The sequence below is a fragment of the Streptomyces sp. A1136 genome (assembly GCF_004795055.1).
In the GTDB taxonomy this organism is placed as follows: Bacteria; Actinomycetota; Actinomycetes; order Streptomycetales; family Streptomycetaceae; genus Streptomyces.
The window spans coordinates 163,280-179,839 of the sequence record NZ_SSBJ01000011.1; the positions used below are offsets into that span (position 1 = coordinate 163,280).

General features: G+C 70.8%; 14 protein-coding genes. 10 read left to right on the forward strand and 4 right to left on the reverse strand.

The features are described from left to right. The first annotated feature begins 189 nt into the window (after window positions 1-189). From E6R62_RS13575 to E6R62_RS13590, 4 genes are all read left to right on the forward strand, one after another. Entirely contained in the window at window positions 190-1,329 is a 1,140-nt protein-coding gene (locus tag E6R62_RS13575; RefSeq protein ID WP_168714041.1) for a 5-(carboxyamino)imidazole ribonucleotide synthase, read from the forward strand. Beyond that, on the forward strand, window positions 1,326-1,874 hold the full coding sequence (gene purE / locus E6R62_RS13580; protein ID WP_136213634.1) for a 5-(carboxyamino)imidazole ribonucleotide mutase: 549 nt from the start codon (window positions 1,326-1,328) through the stop codon (window positions 1,872-1,874). Before E6R62_RS13575 ends, purE begins: the two co-directional genes overlap by 4 nt. Then, window positions 1,871-3,049, forward strand: coding sequence for a dipeptidase (locus E6R62_RS13585; RefSeq protein ID WP_136213635.1), 1,179 nt, complete (start codon window positions 1,871-1,873; stop codon window positions 3,047-3,049). Before purE ends, E6R62_RS13585 begins: the two co-directional genes overlap by 4 nt. Before the next feature lie 145 nt (window positions 3,050-3,194). Beyond that, on the forward strand, window positions 3,195-4,271 hold the full coding sequence (locus tag E6R62_RS13590; RefSeq protein ID WP_136213636.1) for a dipeptidase: 1,077 nt from the start codon (window positions 3,195-3,197) through the stop codon (window positions 4,269-4,271). On the opposite strand, the gene E6R62_RS13595 is transcribed toward E6R62_RS13590, so the two are convergent. Both E6R62_RS13595 and E6R62_RS13600 read right to left on the reverse strand, forming a co-directional pair. Further along, on the reverse strand, window positions 4,268-5,596 hold the full coding sequence (locus E6R62_RS13595) for a glycosyltransferase family 87 protein (RefSeq protein WP_136213637.1): 1,329 nt from the start codon (window positions 5,594-5,596) through the stop codon (window positions 4,268-4,270). The genes E6R62_RS13590 and E6R62_RS13595 overlap by 4 nt on opposite strands. A 128-nt stretch (window positions 5,597-5,724) precedes the next feature. Further along, window positions 5,725-7,068 (reverse strand): UDP-glucose/GDP-mannose dehydrogenase family protein, encoded by a 1,344-nt coding sequence (locus E6R62_RS13600; RefSeq protein ID WP_136213638.1) that lies wholly within the window; start codon window positions 7,066-7,068, stop codon window positions 5,725-5,727. 240 nt (window positions 7,069-7,308) lie between these two features. Here E6R62_RS13600 and E6R62_RS13605 point away from each other — a divergent pair, with 240 nt between their 5' ends. The 5 genes from E6R62_RS13605 to E6R62_RS13625 all read left to right on the forward strand — a co-directional run bounded on the left by E6R62_RS13605 (window position 7,309) and on the right by E6R62_RS13625 (window position 13,180). Further along, window positions 7,309-8,466: an acyl-CoA dehydrogenase family protein gene (locus E6R62_RS13605; RefSeq protein ID WP_136213639.1), complete on the forward strand. Its 1,158-nt coding sequence runs from the start codon at window positions 7,309-7,311 to the stop codon at window positions 8,464-8,466. A gap of 415 nt (window positions 8,467-8,881) precedes the next feature. Then, window positions 8,882-9,256 carry a hypothetical protein gene (locus E6R62_RS13610; RefSeq protein ID WP_136213640.1) on the forward strand — a complete coding sequence of 125 codons (375 nt, stop codon included), beginning with the start codon at window positions 8,882-8,884 and terminating at the stop codon, window positions 9,254-9,256. Between the two features lie 135 nt (window positions 9,257-9,391). Next, entirely contained in the window at window positions 9,392-10,951 is a 1,560-nt protein-coding gene (locus tag E6R62_RS13615; RefSeq protein WP_240801659.1) for an FG-GAP-like repeat-containing protein, read from the forward strand. 315 nt (window positions 10,952-11,266) lie between these two features. Continuing rightward, window positions 11,267-12,349: a sugar phosphate nucleotidyltransferase gene (locus E6R62_RS13620; RefSeq protein WP_136213642.1), complete on the forward strand. Its 1,083-nt coding sequence runs from the start codon at window positions 11,267-11,269 to the stop codon at window positions 12,347-12,349. 114 nt (window positions 12,350-12,463) lie between these two features. Next, window positions 12,464-13,180 carry a polyprenol monophosphomannose synthase gene (locus tag E6R62_RS13625; protein WP_240801660.1) on the forward strand — a complete coding sequence of 239 codons (717 nt, stop codon included), beginning with the start codon at window positions 12,464-12,466 and terminating at the stop codon, window positions 13,178-13,180. 64 nt (window positions 13,181-13,244) lie between these two features. On the opposite strand, the gene E6R62_RS13630 is transcribed toward E6R62_RS13625, so the two are convergent. Then, entirely contained in the window at window positions 13,245-14,381 is a 1,137-nt protein-coding gene (locus E6R62_RS13630; RefSeq protein ID WP_136213644.1) for an acyltransferase, read from the reverse strand. 183 nt (window positions 14,382-14,564) lie between these two features. After that, window positions 14,565-15,833 carry an LCP family protein gene (locus tag E6R62_RS13635; RefSeq protein WP_240801650.1) on the reverse strand — a complete coding sequence of 423 codons (1,269 nt, stop codon included), beginning with the start codon at window positions 15,831-15,833 and terminating at the stop codon, window positions 14,565-14,567. Between the two features lie 105 nt (window positions 15,834-15,938). Here E6R62_RS13635 and E6R62_RS13640 point away from each other — a divergent pair, with 105 nt between their 5' ends. After that, entirely contained in the window at window positions 15,939-16,475 is a 537-nt protein-coding gene (locus E6R62_RS13640; protein WP_136213645.1) for an acyl-CoA thioesterase, read from the forward strand. Window positions 16,476-16,560 lie beyond the last annotated feature (85 nt).

Genomic DNA, 16,560 nt, shown 5'->3' on the forward strand with positions numbered 1-16,560 from the left:
TCTCGGCGCACACGTCTTCCGCGTCACACGTATCCGTCAACCGAATCTCGTCGCCCCTCCATGGTAAGTGTCGCTCCGGGCGTCCGTCTGCGCCCGGTACCCCGTGCGACACACGGCACACGGCGCGCCCGGCGAGTCCTCGCCAGGGCTGCGTCCGGATGGCGGAATACCGACGGATACCCTGGAGAGGTGACGTTCCCGGTAGTCGGCATGGTCGGCGGCGGACAGCTCGCCCGCATGACCCACGAGGCGGGTATCCCCCTCGGCATCAGATTCAAGCTCCTCAGTGACACCCCACAGGACTCGGCGGCCCAGGTCGTGAACGATGTCGTCATCGGCGACTATCGCGACCTGGAGACGTTGCGCGCGTTCGCGCGCGGCTGTGACGTGATCACTTTCGACCACGAGCATGTACCCATCGAACACCTGCGGGCCCTGGAAGCGGACGGCATCCCCGTCCGCCCGGGGCCCGACGCGTTGATGCATGCCGCCGACAAGGGGGTGATGCGCGCCCGGCTCGACCGGATCGGCGCGCCCAGCCCCCGCCACCGGATCGTCCGCGATCCGGCGGACGCGGCGGCCTTCGCGGAGGAGGTCGGCGGGTTCCCCGTCATCCTCAAGACGGTGCGCGGCGGCTACGACGGCAAGGGTGTCTGGTTCGTCCGCACCCCCGAGGACGCGGCGGCCCCCTTCAAGGCGGGCGTCCCCGTCCTGGCCGAGGAGAAGGTGGACTACGTCCGCGAACTCGCGGCCAACATCGTCCGCTCCCCGCACGGCCAGGCGGTGGCCTACCCCGTCGTCGAGTCCATCCAGGTCGACGGCGTCTGCGACACGGTCATCGCGCCCGCCCCGAACCTGTCCGAGGAGTTGGCCGGCGAGGCCCAGGCCCTGGCCCTGCGCATCGCGCAGGAGCTCGGCGTGACCGGCCACCTGGCCGTCGAACTCTTCGAGACCACCGACGGCCGCATCCTGGTCAACGAACTGGCCATGCGCCCGCACAACAGCGGCCACTGGACCCAGGACGGCGCGATCACCTCCCAGTTCGCCAACCATGTCCGGGCGGTCCTGGACCTGCCGCTGGGCGACCCGCGCCCGCGCGCCCGCTGGACGGTCATGGCCAACGTCCTGGGCGGTGACTACCCCGACATGTACGCGGCCTACCTGCACTGCATGGCCCACGACCCGCAGCTCAAGATCCACATGTACGGCAAGGACGTGAAACACGGCCGCAAGGTCGGCCACGTCAACACCTACGGCGACGACCTGGACGATGTGCTGGAGCGCGCACGTCACGCAGCCGGCTACCTCAGAGGGACGATCACCGAATGAGCACCAGCTCTACCGCACGCCCCACGGGCCCCGTCATCGGCATCGTCATGGGCTCCGACTCGGACTGGCCGGTCATGGAGGCCGCCGCCCAGGCGCTGGACGAGTTCGAGATCCCCTACGAGGTCGACGTCGTCTCCGCGCACCGGATGCCGCGCGAGATGATCGCGTACGGGGAGCAGGCCGACGCCCGCGGCCTCAAGGCGATCATCGCGGGCGCCGGCGGAGCCGCCCACCTTCCCGGCATGCTCGCGTCGGTCACCCCGCTGCCCGTCATCGGCGTCCCGGTCCCGCTCAGGTACCTCGACGGCATGGACTCCCTGCTGTCGATCGTGCAGATGCCCGCCGGCGTTCCCGTCGCCACCGTCTCCGTCGCCGGGGCGCGCAACGCGGGCCTGCTGGCCGTCCGGATGCTGGCCGCGCACGACACGGAGCTGCTGGCCCGGATGCGCGACTTCCAGCAGGAACTGAACGACCAGGCCACCGAGAAGGGCAAGCGGCTGCGTACGAAGGTCGCCGGCACGGAATCGTTCGGATTCGCCAAGTGAGCGCCGACCAGCGCCTGGCCGAGGCGCGCGAGCTGCTGGCCGAGCACCCCGTGGTGGACGGGCACAACGACCTGCCCTGGGCGCTGCGCGAGCAGGCCCGCTACGACCTCGACCGGCTGGACGTCGGCGCCGACCAGCGCGGCACCCTGCACACCGACATCCCCCGGCTGCGCGCCGGCGGGGTCGGCGCGCAGTTCTGGTCCGTCTTCGTACGGTCGGACTACGCGGGCGACACGGCGGTCAGCGCCACCCTCGAACAGATCGACGGCGTGGACCAGCTGATCGCCCGTTACCCGCAGGCCTTCGCCCGGGCGCTGACGGCGGACGACATGGAGGCGGCCCGCACCGACGGCCGGATCGCCTCCCTGATGGGCGCCGAGGGCGGCCACTCCATCAACAACTCGCTCGCCACCCTGCGCGCACTGCACCGGCTCGGCGTGCGGTACATGACGCTCACGCACAACGACACCATCGACTGGGCGGACTCGGCGACCGACGAACCCCGGCACGGCGGCCTCACCGACTTCGGCCGCGAGGTCGTGCGCGAGATGAACCGAATCGGCATGCTCGTCGACCTCTCGCACGTCGCCGAGACGACGATGCGGGACGCCATCGAGGTGTCCACCGCGCCGGTGATCTTCTCGCACTCCTCCGCGCGCGCCGTGTGCGACCACCCGCGCAACGTCCCGGACGACGTACTGGCCCTGCTCCCGGCCAACGGCGGGGTGGCCATGGCCACCTTCGTGCCCAAGTTCATCCTCCCCGCCGCCGTCGAATGGACGCTGGCCGCCGACGAGAACCTGCGCGCCCACGGCTTCCACCACCTCGACACCACCCCCGAGGCGATGGCCCTGCACCGGGCCTTCGAGGCGGGGCGCCCGCGCCCGGTGGCCACGGCGGCCACCGTCGCGGACCACCTCGACCACATGCGCGAGGTGGCGGGCGTCGACCACATCGGCATCGGCGGCGACTACGACGGCACGGCCTTCACCCCGTCCGGGCTGGACGACGTGTCGGGCTACCCGAACCTGATCGCGGAGCTGCTGACGCGCGGCTGGTCGCGCGCCGACCTGGCCAAGCTGACCTGGTCCAACGCGGTCCGCGCGCTGCGCGACGCCGAGGCGGTGGCCCGCGACCTCTCGGCCTCCCGCGGCCCCTCCAACGCGGTGATCTAGCGGCTGCGGCCCTTCGGCGTTCGGGTGTCCGCCCCACGGCGACACCCGAACGCCACACCCGCCGTGAACCCGCGCGCCCCGCGTGTCACCGTGGCCAGACGAACCCCGCTTCTCTCCCTGCTGCGCCGAGACCGGAGCGAACGCCATGGCCGACTTGCAGGACGAACCCCTCCCGAGCCCCGGCACCGACGTGGGACCGGGCTGCCTGGGATCCGAAGACCCCACCCCGGGTGTCGCTCCCGGAGCCCTGGACCGGGCCATGGAGCTGCTGTCCGAACACCCCGTGGCCGACGGGTGCAACACCCTGGTCTGGACACTGCGCCAGAGCCCGTACCACGACATCGACACCCCCGACCTCGGTGTGGACACCGACATCCCGAGACTGCGCGCCGGCGGGGTCGGCGCCCAGTTCTGGTCCCTGCTCACGCCGAGCGAGGCACCGGCCGTCGACCAGGTGGTCTCCGACACCCTGGAGCAGATCGACGTGGCGCTGTCCCTCGTGCGCCGCTACCCCGACAGCCTGTGCCTCGCGCTCACCCCGGACGACATGGCGGACGCCCGCAACCGGGGCCGTATCGCCGCGTTCCTCGGCCCGGTGCCCGGCCGCACACTGAGCGGCTCCCTGGGGGCGCTGCGCGCCTTCCACGCGCTGGGCGTGCGCATCCTCGCGCCCGCCGGGGCGCCCTGGGCGCGTGAGGGCCTCACGGTCTTCGGCCACGAGGTGGTCAAGGAGATGAACCGCCTCGGCATGTTGCTCGACCTGGCCGGCTGCCCGTCGGCGGTGGCCTGTCAGCTGGCGGGCGCGTCCAAGGCGCCGGTCATCATCTCCAACACCGGGGCCGCCGCCCTCAACCCGCATCCGGGGAACGTGACCGACGAGGTGCTGCTCGCGCTGCGCGCGGCCGGCGGCGTGGCGATGGTCACCTTCGACACCGAGCGGACCGGGGACTCGCTGCACGCGGTGGCGGACCACGTGGACCACGTGAGGGCGCTCGCGGGCCCCGACGGCGTCGGTCTCGGCGCCGCGTTCGGAGCCGAACCCGGCAGCCCCCGCCCGGCCGGCCTGACCGACCCCTCCGGATACCCGAGGCTGGTCGCGGAACTTCTCGAACGGGGCTGGACGGAGCCCGATCTGGCACTGCTCACCTGGGGCAACGCCCAACGGGTGCTGCGCGACGCGGAGTTCACCTCCCGCGCCGCCCAACACCGTCGTACGGTCTAGGCGCGCGCGGCCCGGGTGCCCTCGGCCGTCGCCGCCGCGGCGCTCTCGGCGTCCGCGGCCGAGCGGGTGACGGTCGCCCGCCAGAGCCGGACGCCGGACCAGACGGTGGCGTAGAGCAACACGCCGTTGCGGGCGCACAGCAGGATCGTGCCGAACCACGTGTTCTGCAGCACGTCGCCGTACCAGACCGGGAAGACCAGCGAGGTGAGCAGCGTGGCGGCGGCCAGCAGCCACGCGATCGGGCGCTGGGTGGTGTGCCTGGAGGTCAGGCAGACGGCCGCCAGACCGAGCAGCCAGATCATGTACTGCGGGCTGATGACGCGGCTGGTCACCGTGAACACCATGATCGCGCAGAGCGCGGCGTCCGCCGGCGTCGCGGTCGTCCAGCGACGGGCCCGCACGCGCCACAGGACCAGCAGCACGAAGCCGATCACGGTGAGGGTGATCGAGGCCCGCGCGATGGCCGGGACGTAGGGGCCGACGTACTCGAAGGCGCCGTACTGGAAGGTGATCCGGCCCGGCCAGATCCCCGTCCGCATCGCGAGCATCAGCGCCGACCCGCCGACGGACTCGACCTGGACGCCCCGGTCGCCCTGGTTGCCGAGGAAGCCCAGTGAGTCCCGGAAGAGCGCCGCGAAGAGGGCCAGCAGCGCGACGCAGGACAGCGCCGCCGCGATCACGGCCTCCCGCGTCGACTTGCCGCGCGGAGCACCGAACAGGGCGAGGAGCGGCCACACCTTGACCATCGCGCCGATCCCGGCGATCACCCCGGCGAGCCTCGGGCGGTGGCGCAGGCACAGCAGAGAACCGACCGCGAGCAGCGTCACCTGGACGTCGTAGCGCGCGAACGGCGTCGCCATCAGCAGCGGCAGCGTGAGCAGCCAGAACAGGGCGCCGGCCCGGCTCCCGTCACGGCGGCGGGCGGCCCGGAGCAGACCGACGAGGATCACGGCGTCGCAGAGCACCGTCAGCGCGACGAAGGCCTGGAAGTAGGTGAGGAACGGCAGCAGGTCGGGCGAGAGGAAGATCGCCGCGGCGGCGGGCGGGTACTGCCAGGTGATGTCGTCATGCGGCATCGACCAGGTCACCAGGATGTCGTACCAGTTGTGGTAGGTCCCGCTGACATCCACCCGCACGAGGTTCGAGCTGTGGAAGTCGTGCACGAGCATCCAGAGCATCAGTGCCCGGCTCGCCGCCCACAGAGCGGCTGTGGCCGGCAGCGCGCCGCGTCCCCGCACGGCTGTCGCGAAGGCTCCCCGGCCGCGTGCGGCGGGCGCCGTCGCGGAGGGGGTGGGGGCGCTCGGTGGGCTGCTGGTGGCGGTCATCGGCCGCCACTCTACCGATCCGCTTCCGGCGGACGCGGCGGTCGCGGACGCGGGCGGCTCGCGCCCCTCCCGGCGGGGGCGCGGCCCGTCGGGCGCGTACGGGACTTCGTCAGGCGGGGGGCGACCCGTTACGCGCGGGGGCGGCCCATCGCGCGGTAGGTCCAGCCGGCGCCCCGCCACAGGTCGGGGTCGAGGGCGTTGCGGCCGTCCAGGACCAGGCGGTCGGTGACGACCTCGCCCAGCGCCGCCGGGTCCAGCTCGCGGAACTCCCGCCACTCGGTGAGGTGCAGCACGACCTCCGCGCCCCGGGCCGCCTCGACGGCGGAGTCCGCGTACCCGAGGGTCGGGAAGACGCGTCGCGCGTTCTCCATGCCCTTGGGGTCGTAGACGGTGACCTGGCCGCCCTGGAGGTGGATCTGCCCGGCCACGTTCAGCGCGGGGGAGTCCCGCACGTCGTCGGAGTCCGGCTTGAAGGTGGCGCCGAGCACCGCGACGCGCTTGCCGAGGAACGAGCCGCCGACCGCCTCGCGCGCCAGCTCCACCATGTGCCCGCGGCGGCGCATGTTGATGGAGTCGACCTCCCGCAGGAACGTCAGCGCCTGGTCCGCGCCCAGCTCGCCCGCCCGCGCCATGAACGCCCGGATGTCCTTGGGCAGGCAGCCGCCCCCGAAGCCGATCCCGGCCCGCAGGAACTTCGAGCCGATCCGCTCGTCGTAACCGATCGCCTCCGCCAGCTTCACCACGTCACCGCCGGCCGCCTCGCACACCTCGGCCATCGCGTTGATGAACGAGATCTTCGTCGCGAGGAAGGAATTGGCGGCCGTCTTGACCAGCTCCGCCGTCGGGAAGTCCGTCACCACCAGCGGCGTGCCCTCCGACATCGGCGTCTCGTAGACCTCCCGCAGCACCTTCTCGCCGCGGTCGCCCCGGACGCCGATCACGATCCGGTCCGGGTGCAGGGTGTCCCGCACCGCGAAGCCCTCGCGCAGGAACTCCGGGTTCCACGCCAGCTCCGCGTCCGCGCCGGCCGGGGCCAGGGCCGCCAGCTTCGCCGCGAGGCGCTCCGCCGAACCGACCGGCACCGTGGACTTGCCGACGACCAGCACGGGCCGGGTCAGGTGCGGGGCCAGCGACTCCAGCGCGGAGTCGACGTACGACATGTCGCAGGCGTACTCGCCGTGCTTCTGCGGCGTGTTCACGCACAGGAAGTGGACGTCGCCGAAGGCGCCGACCTCCTCCCAGGAGTGGGTGAAGCGCAGCCGCCCGGAGGAGCCCGGCAGCCCGGCCACGTGCGCGCCCAGCAGCTCCTCCAGCCCCGGCTCGTACATCGGCACCCGGCCCGCCGCCAGCATCTCGATCTTCTCCGGCACCACGTCCAGACCCAACACCTCGAAGCCCAGCTCCGCCATGGCGGCGGCGTGCGTCGCACCGAGGTAACCGGTGCCGATCACGGTGATCTTGAGGGGGGCCATGGGTGCTCCAGAGGTGCGGGGCCGTTTGCGGCCACTGAGCATAGTCGGGCGCGCCCCGGGGGACGCTCCCCGTGCGCGCACCGCGTGGCTCCGCTGTCACGCAGCTCACGTACGCCTTACATATCGCTGCCCGGACGCCGGAGACTAAGCTTCGGGTTACTTAACGGTAGTTAGCATCACGGATCGCGCGCCGCCATCACGCGGCGCGCACCACGCATCACACCTGGGGAGTGAGAGATCTTGGCGGGTTCTGCCGACTTCGACCTGTACCGCCCGGCCGAGGAGCACGACATGCTCCGCGAGTCCGTCCGCTCGCTCGCCGAGGCGAAGATCCTGCCGTTTGCCGCGGCGGTCGACGAGGAGTCGCGCTTCCCGCAGGAGGCCCTCGACGCGCTGGTCGCCAACGACCTGCACGCCGTCCACGTGCCCGAGACGTACGGCGGCGCCGGCGCGGACGCGCTCGCCACCGTGATCGTGATCGAGGAAGTGGCCCGGGTCTGCGCCTCCTCCTCCCTCATCCCGGCCGTGAACAAGCTCGGCTCGCTCCCGGTGATCCTCTCCGGTTCCGAGGAGCTCAAGGCCAAGTACCTCGGCCCGCTGGCCAAGGGCGACGCGATGTTCTCGTACGCCCTCTCCGAGCCCGACGCGGGCTCCGACGCGGCCGGCATGAAGACCCGCGCGGTGCGCGACGGCGACTTCTGGGTCCTCAACGGCGTCAAGCGCTGGATCACCAACGCGGGCGTCTCCGAGTACTACACGGTCATGGCCGTGACCGACCCGGAGAAGCGCTCCAAGGGCATCTCGGCCTTCGTCGTCGAGAAGTCCGACGAGGGCGTCTCCTTCGGCGCCCCGGAGAAGAAGCTCGGCATCAAGGGCTCCCCGACCCGCGAGGTCTACCTCGACAACGTCCGCATCCCCGCGGACCGCATGATCGGCGCCGAGGGCACCGGCTTCGCCACCGCCATGAAGACGCTGGACCACACCCGCATCACCATCGCCGCCCAGGCCCTCGGCATCGCCCAGGGCGCCCTGGACTACGCCAAGGGGTACGTCCAGGAGCGCAAGCAGTTCGGCAAGCCGATCAGCGACTTCCAGGGCGTGCAGTTCATGCTCGCGGACATGGCCATGAAGATCGAGGCCGCCCGCCAGCTCACGTACTCGGCCGCGGCCAAGTCCGAACGCGTCGACGGCGACCTGACGTTCTTCGGCGCCGCCGCCAAGTGCTTCGCCTCCGACGTGGCCATGGAGGTCACCACGGACGCGGTCCAGCTCCTCGGCGGCTACGGCTACACCCGCGACTACCCGGTCGAGCGCATGATGCGCGACGCCAAGATCACGCAGATCTACGAGGGCACGAACCAGGTCCAGCGCATCGTCATGGCGCGCAACCTGCCCTGATTCGTTTGCGCAACAGGCAGAGCCCGGCCGGGATTTCCCCGGCCGGGCTTTTCCGTGGTGCGGCCGGCGGGATTGACTTATTGTTTGAAAATCACCAAGATCAAAGAATCTTCCGTCCTTGAAAGGACCCAGCCCGGTGTTCTCCCGTGTGCGTCAACCCGTCATAGCAGCCCTGGCAGTCACCTCGCTCTGCGCCTTCGGCGCTTACGCGGCGGCTGCTGACGGGAAGGGCACCTCCTCCGTGGCGGGTCCGGCGGCACCTGCGAAGCCCTCGGCTTCGGCATCGGTGTCCGCGTCGACTTCCCCGACGGCTTCGGCCTCGGTGTCCGCGTCGGCTTCCCCGACGGCCTCGGCCTCCGCGTCACCCTCGGCCTCGGTGTCCGCGTCGCCGTCGCCCTCGGCTCCCGTTACGGCCGTGGAATCCCCCTACCCGAATTCCGCCGCGATCCTGGCGAAGGAAGGAATCAAGCTGGTCCGCGGAGACGGCGGAATCACCCTCGCCGAATGCGGAATCAGTGCTTCCCAGGTTCGGGTGTACAGCTACGAGGACTCCGCCACTAAGCGGAAGCCTATGTACTGCTTTAACGTCGGTTCGCAGACCGGCCGGGTCACCTTCGAATTGGACCGGGTCTTCGCCCTCGACGCGGGTGCGCACCCCGTGAGCGCCAAGCTCGTCTCCAGCGCTGCCACCACGACCGTCGACGTCGGCAAGAACAGGTACGCGAGCGTCGCCGAAGAGCCGCTGGGGGCCACGGGCCACGTCGTCGTCGAGCTCCGCGCGACCGGCTGACCCTGCCGCGGCCAACGGGTTTCTCCGGGTTCTGTCAAACCGCTGGTTTCCCCGGTCTCCCAGCCGCGCGCTCCGCCCTGTCATGCGAAGACGCCCCCGTCGCAGCTCCTCTCCACCGAAGGCCCCAGACCCGTGATGAAGCGCACCGCGCCCCTCCTCAGCCTTGCCCTGCTCGCAGGAACCGCCCTCATCGGACTCGGCGCCACCCCGGCCGCCGCAGCCCCAGTGCCCTCCCCGCCGCTCCTCCACATCATGCCGCTCGGTGACTCCATAACCGAGGGTGTGGGCAGCCCCGGCAACAACCTCGGATACCGGCCGCCCCTGTGGAACCTCATGTCGGGTCAGTCCCGCTACCTCCCCGACTTCGTCGGTGGCCGGTCTCTCGGCAACTTCGCCGACCCCGACAACGAGGGGCACAGCGGATGGAGAATCGATCAGGTTCAGCCACTGATCGACCAGTGGCAGTCCACCGCCAACCCCGACGTCATCCTGCTCCACCTGGGCATCAACGACCTGCGCCAGACGATCCCTCCGAGTCAGGACTTCGTCACCGACCCGGTCACCGCGGCGAACCGCTTGTCCACGCTTCTCGACGGGATCATGGCGAGAAAGCCCGGTGTCACGGTCATCTTCCAAGGCCTCTTGACCGAGACCGTGGAACAGGAGCAGCGCGCCGCCACCTTCAACTCCATCATCCGCGGGCAAGAAGCCTCCCGCCAGGCGGCCGGCCAGCACTTCCGCTACGCGGAGCCGCCCAAGATGGACGCCGCGACCGACCTGAACCCCGACCGCCTGCACCCCACCGACGCCGGCTACGCCAAGATGGCCCGCGTCTACAGCGACGCCCTCGAACGGGCCGTCACCGATGGCTGGACGCAGCACGCGCCCGCGCCGCGGGCCGGCAACGAGGTCGGCGGCGCCGCCCGGGTGCGCTGGGCCGACTGGGACGGTGACGGCAAGGCCGACCAGATCCTCGTCGCAGACAACGGCGCCGTCAGCGTCAAGCTGAACCGCGGCGGGAACTCCGGTGCCGGCTGGCAGAACATGAACCAGGTCGCGACCGGCCTCACGACCGACCGCACGCGGGCCCGGTTCGCGGACTGGGACGGTGACGGCAAGGCCGACTACATTCTCGTCAATGCCAACGGCAGCCTCGTCGTCTACCTCAACCGCGGCGGCGACGGGCGCGGCGGCTGGGTCAGCGCCGGGCAGGTCGGCACCGGTGCCACCACCAACCAGGACCAGGTCCGCTTCGCCGACTTCGACGGTGACGGCAAGGCCGACTACACCACCATCGCCGACAACGGCTCAGTCGTCGCCTATGTCAACCGCGGCGGTGACACCGGCGGCGGTGGCTGGCAGGTCCTGAACCAGGTGGCCTCTGGCACCACGACGGATCGCTCCCGTGTCCGCCTCGCCGACATCGACGGCGACGGCCGGGCCGACTACATCACCATCGCCACCAACGGCTCCGTCTCCGCCTACGCCAACCGCGGCGGTGACGGTCACGGCGGATGGGGTTCCCTCGGTCAGATCGCGAGCGGTGTGACCACCGTCCAGAGCAAGGTGCAGTTCGCCGACTTCAACGGCGACACCCACGCCGACTACTTCCTCTCGGGGACCGGTGACAGCGTGGCGGTCTACCTGTTCAACGGCTTCGGCGCCGGCTGGCTCAACCAGGGCACCGTCGTCTAACGCACGTCTGAGGAAACACGCCCGGAGACGGAGGACGAAGGCCCCGGCCCCGTCGCGTACGGGATTGGCGCCGACGCGCTGACGTACCAAATCCGCAACGACCCACGGGGCCTTCCCCCGCTCCCGGCCGGCACGGACGCCCGGCCCCGCCCACGCGGCAGGTCCCGACCTGCCCCGTGGGCGGCGGTGTTGCGTGCGGCAGGCCGTCCCGTCGCCGTCCCGTCGCCCGGCAAGGCGGCCGGCCTCCGGCCTTCGCGCACCTCCGCATGGGCTAAATTTGGACCTTCGTACGCCCGACCGGTTGGGGAGAAAGCAATGACGGAAGCGATCCTGCTGGTTGGCGGGCAGGGGACGCGGCTGCGTCCCGTGACGGTGAACACCCCCAAGCCGATGGTTCCGGCCGCGGGTGTTCCGTTCCTCGCCCACCAGATAGCCAGGGCCGCTGCCGCCGGTGTCACGCACATCGTGATGGCCACCTGCTACCTGGCCGAGGTCTTCGAGCCCTACTTCGGCGACGGCTCGGCCTTCGGCCTCACCCTTGAGTACGTGGTGGAGGACGAGCCGCTCGGTACCGGCGGCGCCATCCGCAACGCCGCCCAGCGGCTGACGGGCGGCCCGGACGCCCCCGTCCTCGTCTTCAACGGCGACATCCTCACCGGCCTCGACATCGCCGGCCTGGTCGATTCCCACCAGGCGGCCGCGGCCGACGTCTCCCTGCACCTGGTGCGGGTCGAGGACCCGCGCGCCTTCGGCCTGGTCCCCACCGACCCCGAGGGGCGGGTGCTGGCCTTCACCGAGAAGCCGCAGACCCCCGAGGAGATCGTCACCGACCAGATCAACGCCGGTTGCTACGTCTTCCGCCGCAGCGTCATCGACGCCATCCCGGCCGGTCGACCGGTATCCGTCGAGCGCGAGACCTTCCCCGGGCTCCTCGCCTCCGGTGCCAAGCTGCACGGCGTCACCGAGGACACCTACTGGCTGGACCTCGGCAAGCCCGAGTCCTTCGTCCAGGCCTCCGCGGACCTCGTACGCGGAATCGTCTCCTCCCCGGCCGTACCCGGCCCGCGCGGCGAGGCCCTGGTCCTCCCGGGGGCCGAGGTGGCGGAAGGCGCCAAGCTGTCGGGCGGTACCGTTGTCGGGTCCGGCGCCCGCATCGAGACGGGAGCGGTCGTCCAGGGTTCCATCGTGCTGGACGGCGCGATCATCGGTGCGGACACCCACGTGAGCGCCAGCCTGATCGGCGCCCGCGCTTCGGTGGGTACGCGCACGGTGCTTGACGGCGCGGTCATCGGAGACGGCGCCGTCGTAGGGGCTGACAACGAACTTCGCGCAGGGGCACGGGTGTGGTGCGAGGCGGAACTTCCTTCCGGCTCCGTCCGCTTCTCCTCTGACCGGTGACCAACTTCAGTGAGGCATAACCCTGTGATAGGCGAGCAGCAGACTCCCCGCGCGACCGACGTCGCAACCACGAAGCTCCCCGACAGCTGGGCGCACACCCCGCTCACCGTGGTCATGCCCACGTACAACGAGGCGGGCAACCTGCCGGGGATGGTCGAGCTGCTGATGGGTCTCGATCAGCCGGGCCTGCGCCTGCTGGTCGTCGACGACTCCTCGCCCGACGGCACCGGCAAGATCGCCGACGAGCTCGCCGAGGGTTTCCTGACCAAGGACGGCAAGCCGCGCATGTCGGTCCTGCACCGCACCGCCAAGGACGGCCTCGGCCGCGCCTACGCGGCCGGCATGGCCAAGGCCGTCGAGGACGGCGCCGATTACGTGCTCCAGATGGACGCGGACGGCTCCCACCCCGCCGGCAAGATCGCCGAGATGCTGGGTGTGGCCCGCTCCACCGGCGCCGGTCTCGTCGTCGGCAGCCGCTACGTCCCGGGCGGCACCCTCTCCGACGCCTGGGGCGCGCACCGCAAGCTGCTCTCCCGCTGGGCCAACGCCTACGCGAGCACCATCCTGGGCACCCGCGTCCGCGACATCACCGGCGGCTTCAACCTGTGGAGCGCCGACGCGCTGAAGTCGATCGACCTGGCGTCCATCGGCAGCGCCGGCTACAGCTTCCAGGTGGAGATGAAGTTCAAGGCCCTGCGCCGCGGCTTCCAGGTGATGGAGGTCCCCATCCACTTCGAGGACCGCACCGTCGGCGAGTCCAAGATGAACCTCGCCGTCCAACTGGAGTCCATCGCCATGCCGTGGAAGCTGCGCGCCCGCGCCGGCAAGTAACCGGCCAAGACGCGCGGAAGGGGCATCCCGCCGACGCGGGGTGCCCCTTCCGGATGTCCGGCGGTCAGGCGCGCGCCGGACGGCTCTCCAGCCACTGCTTCAGCAGCCGGGCGGACGGCCGTTCCACGTAGCGCTGGACCAGCCAGGAGGCCAGCAGTATCACCGCGACCGCCGACAGCAGCAGCGTCCACGGTTCGACATCGCGGTGCCACTGCCGCAGCAAGGTGATGCCGATCTGCTGGTGCAATAGGTACAGCGGGTACGACATGGCGCCGCCCACCGACAGCCAGCGCCAGTCGATCCGGTCGAGCCGGCGCAGGGCCACGGCGGCCATCACGAGGTAGCAGGCGGTCACGACAGCCAGGCACGCCTCCCAGGACAGCCGGTCCCCCTTGACGGTGTTCCAGGCGACGATGTCGTTGAGCCAGCGCTGCATCAGCAGCCACGACAGGCCCAGCAGCGCCCACGGCTCGCCGGCGCGCGGGCCCTCGCGGCGGATCAGGAAGAAGCAGATCCCGGACACGAACAGGGGCGAGTAGACCGGGTTGGCCAGAGTCTCGAAGAGCGGCACCCCCGACGTCGGCGCGAGGAGGGAGGCGACGGTCCAGATCCAGCAGAAGTTGAGCACCTTGCGGTAGGTCAGGCCCGTCCAGGCGACCACGGCGAAGAGCAGGTAGAACCTGACCTCGGACCAGAGCGTCCAGTAGGACATGTCCAGTAGGCCGCTCCTGAGCGGGGTCTGGAACATCGTCAGGTTGGTCAGGACCTGGCTCAGTCCGGGCCCGGCGCCGCCGAGCGGCTCGCCGTCGAGGAGCAGCACGGCCATCGTGACCAGCACACAGAACCAGTACGCCGGTCCGAGCCGGACCACCCGGCTGCGCAGGTAGCCGCCCAGTGGCCGGCCCCACGCCGACATGCAGATGACGAAGCCGCTGATCATGAAGAACAGTTCGACGCCGAGCCAGCTGTACCGGCCGGCCGTGGTCAGCCAGCCGAAGGCGTCGTGCCCCCAGATGTCCTCGCGGGTGTAGTGGTGGAAAAGCACGGCCGCCGCCGCGACGACGCGCAGCCCGTCCAGGACGCGCAGTCGTGCCCCGGACACCGGTCCGGCCGCCGCCTGTCCGGGGATAGTGGGCTTCGCGGGGTGGTCACCGTCTGGCTGCGGCCTGCGGAAGGCGCGCGGGGACGGGTGCAGGGACATGGACGCTCCAGAGCCATGAAGGACGCCCGTCCGGTTCCATGCCGCACCGACAGCACGGGCTCCCGGACTTCCCCCCGGCGCGTGAGCCGCAACAGTTGTACGGCAACCTATCGGACCGTCCCCGTGCACCCGGCGCACGCCGTTCCTGCGCGCCGCCCCGCACGCCGTCGCGCCCGGTCCGCGTCAGCGGCTCTGTACGGTGACCTTCTCGTCGTTCTGGATCTGCTTCACCAACTGCTGCATCTTGGGCTTGTCCCAGATCAGATTGCCGCCGCGCTCACCGGAGATGGGCATGTTCATCGACACGCCGTCACCGCCGTTGACGCCCTTCATGGCGAAGAACATCTGACCCATGTCCCACAGGCCCATGTCCTTGTCCACGATCACGGTGTCCAGTCCCGCGCCCATCACGGGGTACAGGGCGAAGGGGTTGAGGATCGTGGACGGCGTCGCGGCCTGACTGGCCAGCGCCGAGAGGAACTTCTGCTGGTTCTTCGTCCGTTGCAGGTCGGACTCGGCGAAAGCGTAGCGGGTGCGCACGAACGCCAGGGACTGGCTGCCGTTCAGGGTCTGCCGGCCGGCCTTGAAGTCGGCTCCGGACTTCTCGTCCTTGAACCCCTTCTCGATGTCCAACTCCACGCCGCCCAGCGCGTCCACGATGTTCGCGAAGCCGGCGAAGCCGATCTCCGCGTAGTGGTCGATGCGCAGGCCGGTGTTGAACTCGATCGTGCGCACCAGCAGCTCGGGGCCGTCCTCCGCGTACGCCGCGTTGAGCTTGACCCGGCGGCCCTGGGCCGGGAACTTCTTCCCGGACTGGGAGCCGACGAAGGACGGGATCTCCACGTCCGAGTCGCGCGGCAGCGAGATCATGGTGTTCCCGCTGGAGCACTTCGCGAGGATCATCATCGAGTCGGTGCGCTTGCCCTCGGCCGAGCCCGTGTGGAGCTTCCTCTTCTCCTCGTCGGACATGCCCTCGCGGCTGTCGGAGCCGACGATGAGGTACGTGGTGCAGTCGCCCTCCTTCGGGCGCTCGATGACCTTCGAGAGGTCCACCTCGCGGCGCACCTTGGAGTCGGCCCAGAAGTAGGTGCCGATCGTGGTCACCAGCAGCGCCGAGACCAGGACGATCGAGCCGATCTTGATCCGCTTGCGCCAGTCGACGACGACGCGCACGGGTACGGGGCCGTCACCGCCCCGGCCGGGCCCGCCCGGGCCCGCCGGAGGCCGCGCGCCGCCGCCTCCGCCCGCGGGCGTGCCGTACACCTGTCCGGTGTTGTAGCCGCTGTCGTAGCCGCCGGGGCTCTGTACCTGCTGCGGCGGTACGCCGTACGCGGGCTGCCGCGTCGGGGCGTCGACGGGCGGCCGCGGCGGACCGGGCTGCCGGACGGGCGGCTGCTGCCGCTGGATGTGCCGCATCCGCTGCGGACCCTCGGGCTCGGGCCAGTCATTCATGTGCCCAAGGATGCCTTCCCGGCCGAGTCCGCCGACAGCCCGGTGGGGATTCGTACCGGTGCTGTTGCAGAGCTGATGCCTCCGAGACCGCTTTAAGGTATCCGTATGACAGACATAGCGGGCGATCCCGCGGGCAAGCCGACCTCGGCTTCCCGCACCACCCTCAGCCACATCATGACCGCCAACGACACGAACCTCCTGGGCACGGTCCACGGCGGGGTGATCATGAAGCTGGTGGACGACGCGGCCGGCGCCGTGGCAGGCCGGCACTCGGGTGGTCCCGCGGTCACCGCTTCCATGGACGAGATGGTCTTCCTCGCCCCGGTCCGCGTCGGAGACCTCGTCCACGTCAAGGCCCAGTGCAACTGGACCGGCCGCACCTCCATGGAGATCGGCGTACGGGTCCTCGCCGAGCGCTGGAACGAATCCACCCCCGCCACCCAGGTCGGCAGCGCCTACCTCGTCTTCGCGGCGGTCGACGCCGAGGGCAAGCCGCGCCGGGTCCCGCCCGTCCTCCCCGAGACCGAGCAGGACGAGCGTCGCAACCAGGAGGCCCAGATCCGCCGCACCCACCGCCTCGCCCGCCGCCAGGCGATCATGGTGCTGCGCGAGGAACGAGCCGCACAAGGGTTCGATGAGTGACGTCTCGGAGGTCCCGCGCCACCCCCGTTCCGGCCGCGCCCGTACGAGTCCTGCCTCACTCTCGGCCACCGGCAGCCGGCCCGTC

Coding starts and splice junctions, on each gene's coding strand:
- purE (WP_136213634.1), top strand. CDS start 1,326: ATGAGCACCAGCTCTACCGCACGCCCCACGGGCCCCGTCATCGGCATC.
- E6R62_RS13590 (WP_136213636.1), top strand. CDS start 3,195: ATGGCCGACTTGCAGGACGAACCCCTCCCGAGCCCCGGCACCGACGTG.
- E6R62_RS13595 (WP_136213637.1), bottom strand. CDS start 5,596: ATGACCGCCACCAGCAGCCCACCGAGCGCCCCCACCCCCTCCGCGACG.
- E6R62_RS13600 (WP_136213638.1), bottom strand. CDS start 7,068: ATGGCCCCCCTCAAGATCACCGTGATCGGCACCGGTTACCTCGGTGCG.
- E6R62_RS13615 (WP_240801659.1), top strand. CDS start 9,392: ATGAAGCGCACCGCGCCCCTCCTCAGCCTTGCCCTGCTCGCAGGAACC.
- E6R62_RS13620 (WP_136213642.1), top strand. CDS start 11,267: ATGACGGAAGCGATCCTGCTGGTTGGCGGGCAGGGGACGCGGCTGCGT.
- E6R62_RS13625 (WP_240801660.1), top strand. CDS start 12,464: ATGCCCACGTACAACGAGGCGGGCAACCTGCCGGGGATGGTCGAGCTG.
- E6R62_RS13630 (WP_136213644.1), bottom strand. CDS start 14,381: ATGTCCCTGCACCCGTCCCCGCGCGCCTTCCGCAGGCCGCAGCCAGAC.
- E6R62_RS13635 (WP_240801650.1), bottom strand. CDS start 15,833: ATGAATGACTGGCCCGAGCCCGAGGGTCCGCAGCGGATGCGGCACATC.
- E6R62_RS13640 (WP_136213645.1), top strand. CDS start 15,939: ATGACAGACATAGCGGGCGATCCCGCGGGCAAGCCGACCTCGGCTTCC.